Source organism: Pseudarthrobacter defluvii (assembly GCF_030323865.1).
Taxonomy (GTDB): Bacteria; Actinomycetota; Actinomycetes; order Actinomycetales; family Micrococcaceae; genus Arthrobacter; species Arthrobacter sedimenti.
In genome coordinates this window covers 37,852-55,141 of sequence record NZ_CP066362.1, presented here as the reverse complement: position 1 = coordinate 55,141, position 17,290 = coordinate 37,852, and the positions used below count along the sequence as shown (strand labels likewise).

The window sequence follows — 17,290 nt, the reverse complement described above, 5'->3', positions numbered from 1 at the left end:
GACCCCCCTTCACACATGCCCTGGCCCCTCTGCCACCTGACCGGAACACCGGCCACCACAGGAGAGGGGCGCCCCAATGTATGAATGGATCATGCTGGGCATCGGCCTGGTCCTGACCGTCGGCACCGGCTTCTTCGTCGCCTCGGAGTTCGCGCTGGTGAACCTGGACCGGCACGATCTCGAAGCACGCCAAGCCCGCGGCGAGAAGCGCCTTGGTCCCACCATCAAAGCCCTTCGGATCACCTCCACCCACCTCTCGGGGGCGCAGCTGGGCATCACCCTGACCACGCTGCTGACCGGCTACACCTTCGAACCGGCCATCAGCCGCATGCTCAGCGGCCCGCTGCAGTCCGCGGGGCTGGCCGAAGCCTTGGTGCCCGCCGTCGGCTCCGTTGCCGGAATCTTCCTGGCCACGGTCTTTTCGATGGTGGTGGGCGAGCTTGTCCCCAAGAACTTCGCCCTGGCCCTGCCGCTGGCTACGGCCAAGGTGGTGGTGCCATTCCAGGCCCTCTTCACGGCCGTGTTCAAGCCCGTGATCCTGCTCTTCAACAACACTGCCAACAGGATCATCCGCGGGTTCGGAATTGAGCCCAAGGAAGAGCTTTCCGGTGCCCGCAGCGCGGAGGAGCTGAGCTCCCTGGTGCGCCGCTCCGCCGTCGAAGGTGTCCTGGACCTGGACCATGCCACCCTGCTGCGCCGCACGCTCCGCTTCTCCGGGTACAGTGCCGCTGATGTCATGACCCCGCGCGTCAGGATGGCGGCCGTAGGCCTGTCCGACACCGCAGAGGACATCGTTTCGCTTGCCACGGCCACCGGCTACTCCCGGTTTCCCGTGATCGGGCGGGACCGGGACGACGTCCTGGGCCTCCTGCACGTCAAGCAGGCGTTCGCCGTGGCTCTGGACCAACGGGCCGGTACTGCCGCGGCGGAGCTCATGATCGAGCCGCTGCGGGTGCCGGAATCCATGGGCGTGGACACCCTCCTGGGCCTGCTGCGGCGTCAGGGGCTCCAGGTGGCCATCGTTTCGGACGAGCATGGCGGCACCGCCGGGATCGTCACCCTGGAGGACCTGGTGGAAGAGATCGTGGGCGAACTGGAGGATGAGCACGACCGGGCGCGCGCCGGCGTTGTCCGCGTAGGCCGGTCCATCACGTTCGACGCCGCACTGCGGCCGGACGAACTGCTGGACCGCACCGGAATCGAGGTCCCCGACGGGGACGAGTACGACACCGTGGGCGGGTTCGTCACTGACCGCCTGGACCGCCTGCCCGAACTGGGCGATGAGGTTAAGGTCGACGGCGGCACCCTCCGCGTGGAGCGCGTGGCAGGCATGCACGTGGAGCGGCTGCGCTTCACGCCCGCCGCGTCCGGCGAGCCTCCGCGAAGCCCGCACGATCGGATCATCGACAACCTGACCCAGGAGCTGACCCATGAGTGAATACCTTCCCGGCATCATCTGGCTGGCGGTGCTCCTGGTGGTCAACGGCTTCTTCGTGGGAGCCGAATTCGCCGTCATCTCCGCCCGCCGCTCCCAGATCGAGCCCAAGGCCGAGGCCGGCAGCAAAGCGGCAAAAACCACGCTCTGGGCCATGGAACACGCCACGCTCATGCTGGCCACCAGCCAGTTGGGCATCACCGTCTGCTCCCTGGTCATCCTGAACGTCTCCGAACCGGCGATCCACCACCTGTTGGAGATCCCGCTGGGCCTGACGTCCCTGTCCTATGAGGCGATCAGCATCATCGCGTTCATCGTGGCGCTCCTGCTGGTGACCTTCCTCCACGTGGTGGTGGGCGAGATGGTGCCCAAGAACATCTCCTTCTCAGTGCCTACCCGTGCGGCCCTCCTGCTTGCGCCGCCGCTGGTCATGGTGGCCAAGGTGTTCAAGCCCGTTATTTGGGCCCTGAACGGGATAGCCAACTCCATCCTGCGGCTCTTCCGGGTGGAGCCCAAGGACGAGGCCACCAGCGCGTACACCCTGGACGAGGTGGCCACGATTGTGGAGCAGTCCACCCGGGACGGCATGCTGACGGACACCACGGGCGCACTGACCAACGCGTTCGAATTCACCGCCAAAACCGTGGCGGACGTCCAGGTGACCATGGCCGACATGGTGCTTCTGCCGGAATCCGCCACGCCGGCAGACATCCAGCAGGCCGTGGCAGGGCACGGCTACTCGCGCTACATCCTGACCAACAGTGCCGGGGAGCCCGATGGCTACCTGCACCTCAAGGACGTCATGGACCTCACTGCGGCGGAGAAATTCCACCAGCCGGTCCCGGCCAAACGGGTCCGACGCCTGGCGTCGGCATTTGCCGGCGCGGACCTTGAGGATGCACTGGCGGCGATGCGGCGGACCGGAGCCCACGTGGCCCGGGTGTTCGACGCCGATGGCAGGACCACCGGGATGCTCTTCCTCGAGGACATCATCGAGGAACTGGTGGGCGAGGTGCAGGACGCCACCAGCGTATAGTCCGGTTTCCAAGGGGGCGGCGGGTCCGGTTCAATCAGCAGCCGGATCCGCTCCCTTTTTGTGCCTGCCCCTAGTGCCCGACGGCGGCGGGTACTAGAGTGGGGCCCGGTTCCCACCTGCCGTCCCGGCAGGAGGACGAAAACTTGCACGAGGGATGGGAGGTGGTTTTGATGACTGCTGTTGCCGCGCGCCTTGAGCGCCCCGCACCGACTCCATCACCCATCCTCCCGGCTGCACACGCCTGACTGACGGCAACTGTCCGCCATAGCGTTCCGGCGCCGGGGACCCTCGCGAGGAAACCACCGTGCACAATTCTTCAGGCAACGCCCCGGACAACACCTCAAGCGCCATCCAACCCACCCGCACCATGACCGCGTACGGCTACACCCCCGCCGTCGCCCGCCACTTCGATCAGCACCCCTGCCCCGGCGCCACGGGACGGGGACGCGTGGTCCGCGTTGACCGCACCCTGCTGCTGGTTGCCGTCGAGGACGCGCTGCTCCACCTGCCGTATCCGCTGTCCGGCGACCCGGCGGTCACCGGCGACTGGGTCTGGACGGGACGCAACCGTGCCGGCGATCGCCAGATCCTGGCAGTCCTCCCCCGGCGTTCCGAGCTGAGCCGCAAGCGCGCGTTCGAGGACTCCTCCGAGGAGCAGGTCCTGGCCGCGAACATGGACACCGTAGGGATCGTGGTTCCCGTGGACCGGCCGCTCACGCACAACAGGCTCGAACGCACCCTCGTTGCCGCCTGGGACTCCGGCGCCACCCCGCTGGTGATCATCACCAAGGCGGACCTGGCACAGGTGGCGGACGACGTCGTCGGGAAAGTCATCCTGCAGGCGGCGGGCGTGGAGGTGGTCACCACGTCCGCCGAAAACGGCGACGGGATCGACGAATTGATGTCCCGCATCCCGCCCGCCGGCACCATCGTGCTCCTGGGCCCGTCCGGCGCCGGCAAGTCCACCCTGATCAACGCGCTGGTGGGCCGTGAAGTCCAGCAGACAGGAGAAGTGCGGTCCGGGGACTTCAAAGGCAAGCACACCACCACCTCCCGGGAACTGGTGCCGCTGGCCAACGGCACCGTGCTGATGGATACGCCGGGGGTGCGCGGCTTCGGATTGTTCGATGCCGGGGAAGGCCTGGGCGGGATGTTCGGCGACGTGGAGGAACTGGCCGCCGGCTGCCGGTTCGCGGACTGCGGCCATGGGAACGAACCGGGCTGTGCGGTCCGGGAGGCGATCGACAGCGGCGTCCTCGCCGAGCGCCGCTGGAACTCCTACCTGAAAATGCAGCGGGAGCTGGCAGCACTGGCACGGCGGTCCGACGTCGCGGCCCAGCGCGCGTACCACCGCGAGTGGCACCAAAAGGTGGTGACGGCGGGGAAGTCGCAGCGCTGGGCGGAGCGCGAGGCCTCTGAACGCGGCAACCGCAACGTAGGGAAGGACCGGAAGCGGAAGCGGTAGGAATGCCCGTACTCCGGGTCGGGGGTGGGGAGTAGGGTTCGGTCATGGACATCATCCTGGTACCCGGATTCTGGTTGGATGCTTCGTCGTGGGAGGCGGTGGTGCCAGCGCTGGAAGCGGCAGGACACCGAACCCATTCCCTCACCCTTCCCGGAAAGGAGGCGGTGGACGCCAGCCGGTCGGGCATCAACCTGCAGGACCACATCGATGCGGTGGTGCAGGTCCTGGACGGCCTGCCCGGCAAGGTGGTCTTGGTGGGGCACTCCGGCGGCGGTGCCATCATCCATGGAGCCGTGGACGCCAGGCCGCAGAAGGTGGAGCGGGCCATCTATGTGGACAGCGGACCCCTGGGTGAAGGCGGCGTGATCAACGACGAGTTGCGGGCTGTCGGGGACGACGTGCCCTTGCCGCGCTGGGAGGATTTCGACGACGCCGACCTGGTTGACCTCGACGACGGCCTTCGCCAGGCATTCCGGGTCCGCGCAGTACCGGAGCCCCGCGGCGTGGCCTACGGCAAGCAGCAGCTGCATGACGAGCGGCGCTACGACGTGCCCGCCACCGTGATCACCTGCGAATTTCCGTCCGCCATGCTCCGGGAGTGGATCGCCGCCGGCCACCCCTTCGTCGCAGAGCTGTCCAGGGTCCGGGACGTAGAGTACATCGACCTGCCTACCGGGCACTGGCCGCAGTTCACCAAGCCAAAGGAACTGGCCAGGGCCATTCTGGCGGCTGTTGACCGTACGGATGTGGACGAAGCCTGAAATACTCTTGCGCGCGGACAACGCCGTCTTCATAATAAATGAATGGCATTCATTTATTCGACCGCAATCAAGGGCAACGCCGCCCCTGACCACGCTTCAATCGGCACCACCACCCACATGCCCGCAGAGTGGGAGGCGCACCAGCGCACCTGGATGGCCTTCCCGCCGCCCAATGACACCTTTGGCGCCGTTGGAAGCTCCACCCTGGACAGGGCACGGGCGGCCTGGACCAAGGTGGCCCGCACCATTGCGCGCTACGAACCCGTCACAGTTGTCGCAGATCCACGGGACGCCACCGCTGCCCGGGAATGGCTCGGCAGCGGCATCGACGTGGTGGAGGTGCCGCTGGACGACGCCTGGCTGCGGGACAGCGGCCCCACGTTCGTCCATGCCGCCGACGGCTCACTGGCCGCGGTCGACTGGGTCTTCAACGGCTGGGGCGCCCAGGACTGGGCCGCCTGGGGAAAGGACCAGACGGTGGCACGCGCAGTAGCGGCAGGAGTGGACGCACCGGTCCGTCCGTCAGCCCTGGTCAATGAGGGCGGCGGCTTCCATGTGGACGGCGAAGGGACAGTGCTGCTGACCGAGACAGTGCAGCTCGATCCGGCCCGCAACCCCGGCGCCACGAAGGAATCAGTCGAGGCGGAAATCCATGCGGCCCTGGGCACCACCAAGGCCATCTGGCTGCCGCGCGGGCTCACCCGGGACTACGACGAATTCGGCACCCGGGGCCACGTGGACATCGTGGCCGCCTTCGCCGGCCCCGGCACCATCCTGCTGCACCGCCAGGATGACCCTGCGCATCCGGACCACGCGGTGTACCTGCAGCTGAAGGCTGTCCTGGCCGGCCAAGTGGACGCCCTGGGCCGGCCGCTGCGCATCATCGACGTCCCCGCCCCAACCACGCCCAAGGACGATGAGGGTTGGGTGGACTGGTCCTACATCAACCACTACGTGGCGAATGACGTTGTGGTGCTCTGCGGTTTCGATGACCCCAATGACACCATCGCTGCCGGCATCCTGGAACGCGCGTATCCCGGGCGCACCGTTGAACTGGTGGACGCACGGGACATCTTCGCCTTTGGCGGCGGCATCCACTGCATCACGCAGCAGCAGCCGGCCCCGCGGGAAGGCGGTGCGGCATGAAAACGGCGGAGCAGACGCGGAAGCCGGAGGCGGCGGCAAAGTTTGATGTGGTGGAAGCCGGTATCAGCCGACTCAGGGCTGTCCTCAATGCGTGTGAGGTAACCAGCGAGGAGCTTGTCCGCCTCTACCTGGAGCGCATCGAGAAGTATGACTCGTCGGGTATATGCCTGAATGCCCTGGTTGTCCTGAACCCGGACGCCATTGCGGAGGCCCAGGCATCGGACCGGCGCCGCGCTGCCGGGTTCACCCTTGGCCCGCTGGACGGCATCCCCTACACCGCAAAAGACAGCTACCAGGCCAAAGGCCTTACCGTTGCTGCCGGCTCGCCGGCCTTCAAGGACCTGGTGGCGCAGCGCGATGCCTTCTCCATCGAGCGCCTGCGGGCCGGTGGTGCCATCCTGATCGGGCTGACCAACATGCCGCCCATGGCCAACGGAGGTATGCAGCGCGGGGTATATGGACGGGCTGAGAGTCCCTACAACGCCAGCTTCCTCACGGCCGCTTTCGCTTCGGGATCGTCCAACGGTTCCGGAACTGCAACCGCGGCCAGCTTCGCTGCCTTTGGCCTGGCCGAGGAAACCTGGTCCTCGGGCCGGGCGCCGGCCTCCAACAATGCCCTCTGCGCCTACACACCCTCGCGCGGTGTCATCTCCGTCCGGGGCAACTGGCCTCTGGTCCCCACCATGGACGTGGTGGTTCCGCACGCGCGGACCATGGCGGACCTGCTGGAAGTCCTGGACGTGGTGGTGGCGGACGACCCCCAGACCCGCGGTGATTTCTGGCGCGTCCAGCCCTGGATCGAGGTGCCCAGGGCATCCGCCGTCCGCCCGCCGTCGTACGTTGACCTCGCCGTCCCGGACGCGACTGCCGCCGCGGCTGTCCTCGCGGGTAAACGGCTGGGCATTCCCCGGATGTACATGAATGCCGACCCTGATGCCGGGACGGCGGAGGCGCCTGGCATCGGTGGCCCCACCGGCCAGCGGATCGAAACGCGCGCGTCCATCCTGGAACTGTGGGCTGCGGCCCGCCGCGACCTGGAAGCCGCCGGCGCCGAAGTGGTGGAGGTGGACTTCCCGGTGGTGTCCAATTACGAAGGTGACCGTCCGGGCGCGCCTACCATCGGCACCCGCGGCCTGGTGTCCCCGGAGTATCTGCGGCACGAGATTGTGGACCTGTCGGCCTGGGCATGGAATGACTTCCTGGCTGCCAACGGCGACCCACAGCTAAACAGCCTCGCCGACGTCGACGGTTCCGCCATCTTCCCCGCTCCCCACGGTGCACTGCCGGACCGCTATGACGGGTTCGATGACGACATCGCGGACTATCCTGCCTGGATCCGGGAGCACGGCATTCCTGTCCTCGCCGACATCCCGCACCTGCCCGAAGGCCTGGCGGGACTCGAGGAAACCCGCCGCGTGGACCTGGAGGAGTGGATGGACCGGCTGGGACTGGACGCCGTGGTGTTCCCGGCGGCCGCCGACGTTGCCCCGGCGGATGCCGACACTAACGAACGCTCGGCGGACATCGCCTGGCGTAACGGCGTGTGGGTGGCCAACGGAAACCTGGTCCCCCGGCACCTTGGCATTCCCACGGTCACCGTGCCCATGGGCCTCGCGGCGGACATCGCGATGCCGGTGGGCCTCACCTTCGCGGGCAAGGCCTACAGCGACGCGGAACTCCTCCGCCTGGCAGCAGCGTTCGAAGCCACGGGCCGCCGACGGGTTCCGCCGCCCCGCACCACGCCTGCACGAAAAGGGGACTGACCCAAACCAGCCGCAGTGGGTAGTCTGGGCGGATGGCACGGCCCCTTGCCAACCAGGCTGCCCTCCGGCCCGACTGCGCACAATGCTTTGCCCTGTGCTGCACGGCGTTCGGCTTCACCCGCTCGGCGGACTTCGCCATCGACAAGCCGCCGGCCACCCCCTGCCCCAACCTGGCCGCGGACTTTTCCTGCACCATCCATGACAGGCTCCGGCCGCGCGGCTTTGCCGGCTGCACGGTGTTCGACTGCTTCGGTGCGGGGCAGGCCGTCAGCCAGCGGCTGTTCCACGGCACCAGCTGGCGGGACAACCCGGGTTCAGCGCCGGACATGTTCGCCGCCTTCAGGGTCCTGCGCCAGCTGCACGAAATGCTGTGGCACCTGGCGCAGGCAGAGGCGGTTGCGTACAGTCCGGACGCCGCCGACGAGGTGCGCCATCTCCAGGCAAAGGTCCGGGAGGTGGCGGAAGGCGACCTTGGGACGGTCCTCACTGCCGACGTCGGAAGCCTTCACCTGCAGGTGGGCGAAGCGCTGCGGTGGGTCAGCGAGGAGGTCCGCGCCGGGTACTTGGCCGACGGCCCACAACGCAACGACCTGGCACCGGGCGCCGACCTGGCCGGAGCGAACCTGCGCGGGTCCGTGCTGTGCGGTGCCGATCTTCGCGGCGCATGCCTGATCGCTGCCGACCTCCGGGGTGCGGACCTGACGGCGGTGGACCTTTTGGGAGCCGACCTGCGTGATGCAAGGCTCGACGACGCCGACCTCGGCCAAGCGCTCTTCCTCACCCAGGCACAAATCGCCGCAGCCCGCGGCAGCCTGTCCACACGCCTCCCCGCCGGGCTCAAACGGCCCGACCATTGGATCCCGTCGCCGCCACCTCCGGCTGCCGCCCTCCCGGTCCCGCCCAGCCAGCGGAAGCGCCTTGACAGCCCGGAATGTTAGCGCTGACAGTGGGAGGAAACCGATGCCAACCGAAAGCCACTCGATGAAGAACTGGGCAGGAAACCTTGAATACTCCTCCGCGGATGTCCGCCGGCCGGAATCCGTAGCGGAGCTGGCCGCCATCGTGGCTGAATCGCCGCGCGTCAAGGCCCTGGGGTCCCGGCACTCGTTCAACCGGGTGGGCGACACGGACGGGGTCCATGTGCTCCTCGATGCGCTGCCACAGCAGGTGGAGCTGGAATCCAACCGTGGCACGGTGCGCGTGAGCGGCGGGGTGAGCTACGGGGCGCTCTGCCGGACCCTCGAGAAGTCCGGCGTTGCCATCCACAACCTCGCCTCGCTGCCGCACATCTCGGTGGCAGGCGCGGTGCAGACAGGAACACACGGCTCCGGGGTGAATAACCCTTCACTGGCCGGCGCCGTGGAGTCCATCGACCTGATCCGCGCCTCCGGTGAGCAGGTCACGCTGACCAGGGCGGACGGGGATGAGTTCCAGGCCAGTGTGGTGGGCATCGGGGCCTTGGGCATTGTCACCGGCCTGGAGCTTGCAGTGCGCCCCAGTTTCCGGATGCGGCAGCGCGTCCTGGAGGACCTGCCCTGGGACAACGCCCTTGCGGACTTCAACGCCATCGTCTCCGCCGCCTACAGCGTGAGCCTGTTCACCGACTACGCCGGTAACACCGTCAACCAGGTCTGGCTCAAGGCGCTGGATGAGGAGCCGGCGCTTCCCAGCCTGTTCGGGGCAACCGCCGCCCTGCGGCCGCGGCATCCCCTGCCGGACATGTCCGCGGAGAACTGCACGGCGCAACTGGACGAACCCGGGCTGTGGCTGGACCGGCTGCCGCACTTCCGGCACGAATTCACTCCCAGCAACGGAGATGAACTCCAAAGCGAATTCATCCTTCCCTTGGAGCACGCCCCCGCCGCCCTCCAGGCAGTCCGAGGGCTGGCTGGACAGCTTTCGCCCTTGCTTTTCGTCTCGGAAGTACGCACCGGCGCCGCCGACGAATTCTGGCTCAGCCCGTTCTACCGGCAGCAAAGCGTGGCGCTGCACTTCACCTGGAAGCCCATGCAGCCAGAGGTTGAGGCGTTCCTTCCGGTCCTGGAGGAAGCCCTGCGGCCCTTTGGGGCCCGGCCGCACTGGGGCAAGCTGTTCACGCCCGGCGGGCACGATTGGGAAAAGCTGTACCCGCGCTTCGCCGACTTCCGTTCCTTCGCGGCAGGGCACGATCCCGAGGGCAAGTTCCGGAACGGGCTGCTGGACAGCATCCTGGGCGTCCCGGCCCGCCGGTAGCCGCCGGCCTGCAGCCCCCCGTACGGTGGAGGCATGACCTTTCGCCACGCCACCACCTCCGCCGCCCTGTCCACCGCGCTGTTGCTGCTGACCGGGTGCGGTGCCGTCGGGGAGGCGGCGGGCAGCGCGGCCAGCGAGGCCGCGTCCAAGGCCGCCTCCAGCGCAGCCCAGGAAGTCAACCGGCAGATTTGCACCCTGGTCGAAGACGGCCTGGTCAGCCCTTCGGACCGGCAGGCCTTGGCTGGCCTGGTGTCGGCAGCGCGGACGGCAGGTGTCCCAACGGAAATAACGACGCCGTTGGACCGGATCGCCGAGGCCGGGGACCAGGTGCCGGAGGACTCCGTGCGGGCCCTGAAGGACGCCTGCCACGCCTGAGCTGGAAGGGGCCGCAGGGCCCTTCAGCAGCCCGCCCGTTGGTGCTACGGTGAAGTGACGAACTAGTAAGCCAGTGATACTAAATCGCTCGCGAAGGAGATCGTCATGGCAGAACGCGGCAATGCCTCTTCCACTCCCCTCACCACAGAGGAGGGGGAACAGTGACCACCAGCCTGCAGAAGTACGCCGACCTGTACCGTCGCCCCGGCCCTTGGTGCACGGCCTATGTGCCTGCCGGAACCGGAACGGTGGACTCCCTGGAAGCCGGCGACGTCAGGCCCGGGAACGCCCAGGCCCAGCTGGAGGCACAGGGGGCAGCAGCAGCTGATATTGCGGCAATGGAGCAGGCACTCCAGCCGGCAGCAGGACTGCCCGCCCCCGTCTCGAGGTTCGTCCTGGTCCACAGCGGGAAAGTCGAGGTCAACGAGGTACTTCCCGGAGACCTCGTCCTTCCCGAACGGGTGGCTATGGAGCCCGTCCCCGACCTGCTGCCCCTGGTCAAGCACCGGCCGGAAGAGCTGCCGTATGTTGTGGCCGAAGTCAGCCGGGAACACGGCGAGATCCGGTTGTACCGGGCGGGTGCCGGCGCCCCCAGCAGCGTGCGGGAAGTGGAAGGCGAATCCGAGAACATCCACAAGTTCCACGGCGGCGGCTGGTCGGAACTGCGGTTCCAGCACCACACCGAGGACGTTTGGCGCCGCAACGCGGATGAAGTGGCAGGCGAAATTGACAGGGTGGCCCGGGCAAGCGGTGCACGGCTCATCGTCCTCGCCGGCGATATCCGGGCCCGCGGCCTGGTCAAGGACAACCTGTCCGAGGCCAGCCAGGCCCTTGTGTCCGAGGTGGATTCCCACACTCATACCGGAGGTGCGGACAGCGCCAACCTGGAGGACCAGGTCAACCAGCACGTTTCCGAGGTGTGGGCTGAGGAACAGCAGAACGTGATGGACAGGCTGGCGGTCCGGGAAGGACAGGCCAACCCGGAAGCCGCCCACGGGGTGGGGGCGGTGGTGCATGCCCTGCAGCAGGCGCAGGTGGACACCCTGATCCTGGATGACGCCGCCCTGTCCGAACGGACCATGCTGGCCTTGGCCGCGGAACCGTGGATCGCCACGGCCAAGGAGGAGGCCCTGGGCGCGGAAATCCTGGGCAAAGTTCCCGCCCCGGCGGCGCTGCTTCGGGCCGCCGCGCTGACTGACGCGCGCGTCCTCCTGGTCCCGGGGCCCGTCCTGCCTGAGGGCGTCCATGTAGCGGCACTGCTGCGCTGGTCCTCGGGTCCGGACGTCCCGTCGTCGTAAATCCCTGCTGATTTTTTCGCCGAACCATCAATTGGAAGGTGCACCATGAGCACTGCAGATGAAAACCCGGATGATGTCCTCGACAGCGTAATGGTCCCGGAGGAGGACGCGCTTCCCACTCCCACCCGTACGGGCCACGGCAAGATGCCGGAAGACGTTGACGATGACGATTACCAGAAGGCCGCGGAACAGGAGCGGGTGGCGGCGGGGCTGGCTGATTATGCCCCCAGCGACGTTCCGCCGGCGACGGATCCATTGCCACCGGAGGCGGCCGATGCCGCAGACCTTGCGCAGCGGGGCCTGCTGGAGGAGGAACCGGAAGACAAAGGTTAAAGAAAAGCAGTGGCCGGCCCGTTGGGGCCGGCCACTGCTTTTCATTCAGTCAAGAACTTCGGGACAGCTCAGTTCTGGCGTGGCTGTTCCCAGCCCCGCATGCCCGCTGCCCGCCCGGTCTGGGGTCGGTGTCCGGACCGGTGTTCCGGTGGGGCAAACGGGACAACCCCGGCGTCCCGGCTGAGCGGCACTGCACGGACAAACTTCGTCAGTTCATCCCGGAGCACCTTCCATTCGATGTCCGGATCATCCGGGTAGGCATTGACCTCGGCCTGCCGCGCCGCTTCAACAGCCGCAACACCGGCCTCCGTCAGCTCAACCTTCAACTGCCGGCGGTCGGAGGCATGACGGGTCCTTGTGATGAGTCCCGTAGCTTCGAGGCGCGTAAGGACCCGCCCCAGCGTCTGGCTCTGCACCCTGATCGCGTCTGCGAGCTGTTCCTGGTTCAGTGGTCCCCCCGTCAAACCTTCCAATGCAATAACTGCCGCACGGGTGAGGCCAAGGGGGGCCAGTGCATCGTCCTGCCGCCGCTGGATCAGCCGGGCCGCCAAAGTGATCAGGCGGTAGCTGCTCCGGGCGTCCGGATCGAGATTGCTGGTCATCGGCCGCGGCCTTCCTGTAGTTGGCGAAGTGCTGGTCACCCTGCGTCGCTACACCCCTACAATAAGCATGCTTAGCAACATATTCGCAAGTAGGCTTACTATCCGGCAACCCGGCAACATCCGCGCCTACCACTCCCCAACACGAAAACGCATGCACTACCCCTTGCAATCGAAATGGGAAGTGTGCTTAGTATCTAATTAGTAACCTTGCTTACTAAGTCGCCAGCACTGCTGGTTCTTGATCGCCAGCTAACCCTTTCTGAAAGAGAGCGAAGATGACAGAGAACCAATGGCCCCAGACCCCCCACACCGGCGCCGACCCGGCCACCACCGATCCGTACGGTGCAACAGAGGTAGCTCCCGGGCAGGCCTCCTATTCTGCAGACTCGGGCGATACCTCAAAGACGCAGGCAGCCAAGGAAGAGGCTTCCAACGTGGCCGGGCACGCCGCATCTGCCGCGCAGGGAGTAGCCGAAACTGCCAAGGGTGAGGCCGCGAACGTGGCACATGAGGCGAAGGCCAACGCGCAGGACCTGCTGCACCAGGCCAAGTCCGGGTTGACCAGCCAGGCCGGCACGCAGCAGCAGAAGGCTGCCGAAGGCATGCGCAACATTTCCAGCCAGCTGCACAGCATGGCCAGCGCCCCGGACCAGCAGGGCGTGGCCAGCGACCTTGTCCGGCAGGCGGCCGAGCGCACCTCCACGGTGGCGTCCTGGCTGGAGAACCGCGAGCCCGGTGACCTCCTGAACGAGGTCTCACGTTTCGCCCGCAACCGCCCCGGCACCTTCCTGCTCCTCGCTGCCGGCGCAGGCGTACTGGCCGGGCGCCTCACCCGCGGCCTTACCGCAGGAGCCCCGGAATCCCAGGGACAGGCCCAGGCAGGCTCGACTCAGGGCAGCGGCCAGCACCGGGCCGTGCAATCGCCGCCGGTAGCGCCGCTGCACCAGGAGACCGTGTACGCCGCCGGCACCGATGACCTCTTCGACGAGCCGGTAGTGGGCGGCGCCCCTGTTTCCACCACCACCTTGCCCTCGGGTACCGCAGAGGAATCCCCTCTTCGGTTCGAGGACGACCCCTACCGGGCCGAAAACGGCGTGTACACCGGTGAAGAAACCTTCGGCGGCGAAGGCACCTCCGGCACCGGCCGCCACGGAACGGGTGGTCTGTGATGAGTAGCCAGATTCCTGAGCCGCCGCCCAGTGCGGCGCATGTGAAAGCGGACAACGCGTCCCTGGGTGAACTGTTTGGTGATGTGACCCGGGACCTGTCCACCCTGATGCGCCAGGAAGTGGAGCTGGCCAAGGCCGAACTCAAACAATCCACCTCCCGGGCCGGGAAGGGCGCAGGCATGCTCGCCGGCGCCGGCGTGGGCGGACACTTCGTCCTGCTCTTCCTCTCCCTGGCCCTGATGTGGGCCCTGGGCGCCGTCATGGCCCTGGGCTGGGCCGCGCTGATCGTCGCCGTGATCTGGGCGATCATCGCCGCGGTCCTGGCCTCGGTAGGCCGCAAGGAACTCAAGCAGATCAAGGGACTGCCCCAGACAGGGGAAACCCTCTCAGAAATTCCCCCAACCCTAAAACCAGGTGAGGTAAACCGATGAGCGAAAACCCCGACGTCATCCGAGCAGACATCGAAGCCACCCGGGCACGCCTGGGCACCAACGTGGACGCCGTGGCCGACAAAGTCACCCCGTCCAACATCGTCCACCGCCAAACCGACAAAGTCCGCGATGCCGTGACCGGGGTGAAGGAGAAAATCATGGGAGCCGCAGACACCGCCACCACCAAAGTCCACGACACAACCTCCACCGGCGCCGAGCACACCACCAACGCCATGCACTCAGCCGGCGACAGCCTCCACCAGGCAGGAGACACGGTCTCGGCCAAACTCTCCGACGCCGGCCACACCGTCAGCGCCGCCCCGGACCAGGTCAAAGCCAAAACCGCCGGCAACCCCCTGGCCGCAGGACTCATCGCCTTCGGCGCCGGGCTGCTGGTCTCCTCCCTGATCCCGGCAAGCCAGAAAGAACGCGAAGCCGCGGACCAACTCAAAACCGCAGCCCAGCCCCTGGCAACCCAGGTCACCGACGCCGCCAAAACCGTCGCCCAAGACCTCAAGGAACCCGCCCAGGAAGCCATGGAAAACGTCAAGGCCACCGCCACCGACGCCGCCCAAAACGTCAAAACCGAAGGCCAACAAGCCGCCACCGACGTCAAAGACCGCGCCACCGACGCCAAAGACAACGTCCAAAACACCTAACCCGCGTGGCTGGGCAGGACAACACAACGAAGCCGGACCGCATCTGCGGGCCGGCTTCGTTGCTGCCCGGCGGCTAAACCGGGCCCGTCAAACCCCGGCTAGCGTTTGCCTTTCTTCCGGGATCCCCGCCCGCGGCCTTTGTCCGGATTGGGCGCATAGCGCTGCGCCACTTTGGGCGCCTTCTTCGCGCCGGTGCCGCGGCGGTCCGGCTTGGGCTCCTTTTTCACCTTGGCCGGCTGGGCAGAGGGCTGCCGCGAACTCTGGGCAGTGCGTCCGCGGACGATGCCGATGAATTCCTCCAGCACTTCGTCCGTGGCCTCGGTAGGCCAGGCGAGTGCAATTTCTGTTCCCTCTGCCCCCGTCAGGCGGCGCGCCACAGTGTCCTTGACGTTGAAATGGCGGGCCACCGCCATGGGGAGGATCACCAGGCCGGCGCCGGCGGCAACCACCTGGAGGGCGGCCTCCGCTCCGCCCAGTGCGGCGGCATCCAGGAACGATTCCTCCGCGAGGTCGGCAAGCGGCACTTCATCGAACACCGAAATCTCATGGCCCTTCGGGGCCACCACCACCGGCTGCTCCTCGTACAGCGGGATCACACTGAGGCCCTCCCGCTCGATGGGAAGGCGGACAAAGCCCATGTCCGCGCTGCCGTCCTGCAGCGGCCCAAGCTGGACACCGCCGTCGACCATAAACGCTTGAAGGGGGATGTGCGGCATCCGCTCTTCCCACCGTCGGATCCATTTGCCCGGCGTTACCCCGGCCACGTAGGCGATGCGCAGCACCCGCGGGGCCGCCTCTTCCGGGGCAGCGGGGGCGTCGGGCGTGGGGGTATCGTCGGCTGGCACGTCTTCACAGTACCCGCCGCCCGGATACCCTTGAAGCATGACCTCTGCAAACTCCCAGTCCATGAAGCCGGCCACTGTTGCCAAGAAACTTGGCATCTACCTCCCGGCCACGCCGCAGGAGTTCCAGGATTCAACCATCACCCGCGACGAGTTCGCCGAACTCCAGGCCAACCCGCCGGAATGGCTGGCCGCATTGCGCCGCAACGGCCCGCACCCCCGCCCCGTGGTGGCCCAGAAGTTGAACGTGTCCATCAGCGGCCTGGCGCGCGGCGGCGTGGAGGAAGCATTGACGACGGCGGAAATCACCGCGCTGCTGCAGGCCCCGCCACAGTGGCTGGTCACCGAACGCGCTACGCACGCTGCCGTCCGCGCCGAAGCCCAGCGGGTCAAGGAAGAGGCCGCCAAAAAGCAGGCGAAGATGGACCGCGCCCAGGCCGAGTAGGCCGCAGTCGCGCCTCAGAAGCTTGTTCGCCCGTCAGGACCTTGAACGTCCGGATGCGCGGACAGGCTTCTGTTGCATCCCGGCCCGTCAGTCCTGGTGGATCTGGACGTAGTTGCCGCAGCCGTCGTCGAACACGGCGCTGGTCCCGAACGGATCGGTGGTGGGCGGGGTCTTGAAGCTGACGCCGGCAGCCATGAGCCGGTCGTACTCCGCCTGCACGTCCGGGACCCCGAACACGATGGCCGGCAGTCCTGCCTCGCGCACGGCGTTCATGTAGTTGGCGCCGATGGGGTTGTCGCTGGGCTCCAGGAGCAGCCCCACGGAACTGTCGTCCGCCCCCGGGTCCTTGATGATGTAGAGGTTGTACTCCGGCATGGCCATGAGCGTGTCGAAGCCCAGCGTCCCGGTGTAGAAGGCGTGGGCGGCCGCGGGGTCCTGGACATGGATGCTGCACATTTTGAGTCGCATGGACCCACGGTACCTGTCAGGCCCTGCCCCTTTGCAGTGCCTGTTTTCCCTTTTCACCTGCCATTGACGCTGCGCGCCGTACACGGTGCAATGGAAGGACCAGCCCGGGCTTTCCGGCCGGGGCCGATCTTATGGGGAATGCCGGGCGCCGGAGGTGCAGGATGTCAGTCGCGGAATCGTTGATGCAGGGACTGTTTCATGGTGCGTGGGCGGTACTGCTGTGTGGTCCGGTGCTGGTTACCGGCGTGGCCGCCACCGTTTTTGTCGTCCGGCGCCGGGCCCTGGCTCCCAGGGAGGGCGCAGCCCAGGGAACTGACCAGCTGTTCTGGGATCTTTTCCTGGGTTCCTGTGTGGCCCTTCCTGCGCTGATCATTCCGGCGCTGGTATCGCCGTGGGCGGGTTTGGTACTGGCAGGGGCGGCCGCCGCATCGGGTGTTGCGGCCTACCGCGGCACTCCGAAGTTCTTGGCGCGGCGTGCAGCACGCAGGGAGGAACGGGAGCGGGTTGCAGCCCACCAGGAAGCCCGGCTGCAGCATGAGGAGATCATGCTGCGGTGGCGGCGCTACGAGCTGGATCCGGCGTGCAGCATCGACTATCCGGCGTTGACCGATGTGCGGCTGCCGGAAACCTCCGCGCTGATCAAGTCCATGCGGGCTGCGGACCAGCTGCGGACGGCCGCGCACAAGGGTTATCCCGATGCCGTGGGAAGCCTGGCCGCGTCCCTGGCAGCGGCGGAGCGGGCCGCGGGCATTCCTGCAGCCCTGCCCGCAGAGCAGCCCGGCCGAGGTTAACTGCTGTGTCGCCGCTGTTGGATCGGCCCCGAGGCCCGG

Annotated in this window: 19 protein-coding genes; 16 read left to right on the top strand and 3 right to left on the bottom strand. The window is 67.2% G+C overall.

What is annotated here, in order from left to right:
- The first annotated feature begins 76 nt into the window (after positions 1-76).
- The 11 genes from JCQ34_RS00280 to JCQ34_RS00230 all read left to right on the top strand — a co-directional run bounded on the left by JCQ34_RS00280 (position 77) and on the right by JCQ34_RS00230 (position 11,844).
- Positions 77-1,438 (top strand): hemolysin family protein, encoded by a 1,362-nt coding sequence (locus tag JCQ34_RS00280; RefSeq protein WP_286400696.1) that lies wholly within the window; start codon positions 77-79, stop codon positions 1,436-1,438.
- Entirely contained in the window at positions 1,431-2,471 is a 1,041-nt protein-coding gene (locus tag JCQ34_RS00275) for a hemolysin family protein (RefSeq protein ID WP_286400694.1), read from the top strand. Before JCQ34_RS00280 ends, JCQ34_RS00275 begins: the two co-directional genes overlap by 8 nt.
- 304 nt (positions 2,472-2,775) lie before the next feature.
- Positions 2,776-3,936 carry a ribosome small subunit-dependent GTPase A gene (rsgA, locus tag JCQ34_RS00270; RefSeq protein ID WP_434738919.1) on the top strand — a complete coding sequence of 387 codons (1,161 nt, stop codon included), beginning with the start codon at positions 2,776-2,778 and terminating at the stop codon, positions 3,934-3,936.
- Between the two features lie 44 nt (positions 3,937-3,980).
- Positions 3,981-4,697 carry an alpha/beta fold hydrolase gene (locus JCQ34_RS00265; RefSeq protein WP_286400692.1) on the top strand — a complete coding sequence of 239 codons (717 nt, stop codon included), beginning with the start codon at positions 3,981-3,983 and terminating at the stop codon, positions 4,695-4,697.
- Positions 4,698-4,739: 42 nt separating this feature from the next.
- Positions 4,740-5,843: an agmatine deiminase family protein gene (locus JCQ34_RS00260; protein ID WP_286400691.1), complete on the top strand. Its 1,104-nt coding sequence runs from the start codon at positions 4,740-4,742 to the stop codon at positions 5,841-5,843.
- Positions 5,840-7,606, top strand: a complete 1,767-nt coding sequence (locus tag JCQ34_RS00255; RefSeq protein ID WP_286400689.1) for an amidase — start codon at positions 5,840-5,842, stop codon at positions 7,604-7,606. Before JCQ34_RS00260 ends, JCQ34_RS00255 begins: the two co-directional genes overlap by 4 nt.
- A gap of 32 nt (positions 7,607-7,638) precedes the next feature.
- Positions 7,639-8,544: a pentapeptide repeat-containing protein gene (locus JCQ34_RS00250; RefSeq protein WP_286400687.1), complete on the top strand. Its 906-nt coding sequence runs from the start codon at positions 7,639-7,641 to the stop codon at positions 8,542-8,544.
- Between the two features lie 43 nt (positions 8,545-8,587).
- Complete coding sequence (locus JCQ34_RS00245) at positions 8,588-9,838, top strand: D-arabinono-1,4-lactone oxidase (protein WP_286404699.1); 1,251 nt, start codon at positions 8,588-8,590, stop codon at positions 9,836-9,838.
- A 33-nt stretch (positions 9,839-9,871) separates the two neighbouring features.
- Positions 9,872-10,213: a hypothetical protein gene (locus JCQ34_RS00240; protein WP_286400685.1), complete on the top strand. Its 342-nt coding sequence runs from the start codon at positions 9,872-9,874 to the stop codon at positions 10,211-10,213.
- Between the two features lie 161 nt (positions 10,214-10,374).
- Positions 10,375-11,511 carry a Vms1/Ankzf1 family peptidyl-tRNA hydrolase gene (locus tag JCQ34_RS00235; protein WP_286400683.1) on the top strand — a complete coding sequence of 379 codons (1,137 nt, stop codon included), beginning with the start codon at positions 10,375-10,377 and terminating at the stop codon, positions 11,509-11,511.
- 45 nt (positions 11,512-11,556) lie between these two features.
- Complete coding sequence (locus JCQ34_RS00230; protein ID WP_286400682.1) at positions 11,557-11,844, top strand: hypothetical protein; 288 nt, start codon at positions 11,557-11,559, stop codon at positions 11,842-11,844.
- 68 nt (positions 11,845-11,912) lie between these two features.
- On the opposite strand, the gene JCQ34_RS00225 is transcribed toward JCQ34_RS00230, so the two are convergent.
- On the bottom strand, positions 11,913-12,446 hold the full coding sequence (locus tag JCQ34_RS00225) for a MarR family winged helix-turn-helix transcriptional regulator (RefSeq protein ID WP_286400680.1): 534 nt from the start codon (positions 12,444-12,446) through the stop codon (positions 11,913-11,915).
- A 275-nt stretch (positions 12,447-12,721) separates the two neighbouring features.
- Here JCQ34_RS00225 and JCQ34_RS00220 point away from each other — a divergent pair, with 275 nt between their 5' ends.
- Genes JCQ34_RS00220 through JCQ34_RS00210 form a run of 3 tightly spaced genes read left to right on the top strand, consistent with a single transcriptional unit; the run spans position 12,722 to position 14,705 of the window.
- Positions 12,722-13,615 (top strand): hypothetical protein, encoded by an 894-nt coding sequence (locus JCQ34_RS00220; RefSeq protein ID WP_286400678.1) that lies wholly within the window; start codon positions 12,722-12,724, stop codon positions 13,613-13,615.
- Positions 13,615-14,046 carry a phage holin family protein gene (locus JCQ34_RS00215; protein WP_286400676.1) on the top strand — a complete coding sequence of 144 codons (432 nt, stop codon included), beginning with the start codon at positions 13,615-13,617 and terminating at the stop codon, positions 14,044-14,046. The genes JCQ34_RS00220 and JCQ34_RS00215 overlap by 1 nt, the downstream gene beginning before the upstream one ends.
- Positions 14,043-14,705, top strand: coding sequence for a DUF3618 domain-containing protein (locus JCQ34_RS00210; RefSeq protein WP_286400674.1), 663 nt, complete (start codon positions 14,043-14,045; stop codon positions 14,703-14,705). Before JCQ34_RS00215 ends, JCQ34_RS00210 begins: the two co-directional genes overlap by 4 nt.
- 98 nt (positions 14,706-14,803) lie before the next feature.
- On the opposite strand, the gene JCQ34_RS00205 is transcribed toward JCQ34_RS00210, so the two are convergent.
- A complete protein-coding gene (locus JCQ34_RS00205) occupies positions 14,804-15,589 on the bottom strand; it encodes a LysR family substrate-binding domain-containing protein (protein WP_434738955.1) in 786 nt (261 codons plus the stop codon).
- Between JCQ34_RS00205 and JCQ34_RS00200 the strand changes: the two genes are divergently transcribed.
- Positions 15,588-15,992: a DUF5997 family protein gene (locus tag JCQ34_RS00200; protein WP_286400672.1), complete on the top strand. Its 405-nt coding sequence runs from the start codon at positions 15,588-15,590 to the stop codon at positions 15,990-15,992. The two genes, JCQ34_RS00205 and JCQ34_RS00200, sit on opposite strands and share 2 nt — an antisense overlap.
- 87 nt (positions 15,993-16,079) lie before the next feature.
- Here the strand turns inward: JCQ34_RS00200 and JCQ34_RS00195 are convergent, their stop codons facing one another.
- Complete coding sequence (locus tag JCQ34_RS00195) at positions 16,080-16,460, bottom strand: VOC family protein (RefSeq protein WP_286400671.1); 381 nt, start codon at positions 16,458-16,460, stop codon at positions 16,080-16,082.
- Between the two features lie 161 nt (positions 16,461-16,621).
- Here JCQ34_RS00195 and JCQ34_RS00190 point away from each other — a divergent pair, with 161 nt between their 5' ends.
- Entirely contained in the window at positions 16,622-17,251 is a 630-nt protein-coding gene (locus JCQ34_RS00190; protein ID WP_286400669.1) for a hypothetical protein, read from the top strand.
- Positions 17,252-17,290: the final 39 nt, after the last annotated feature.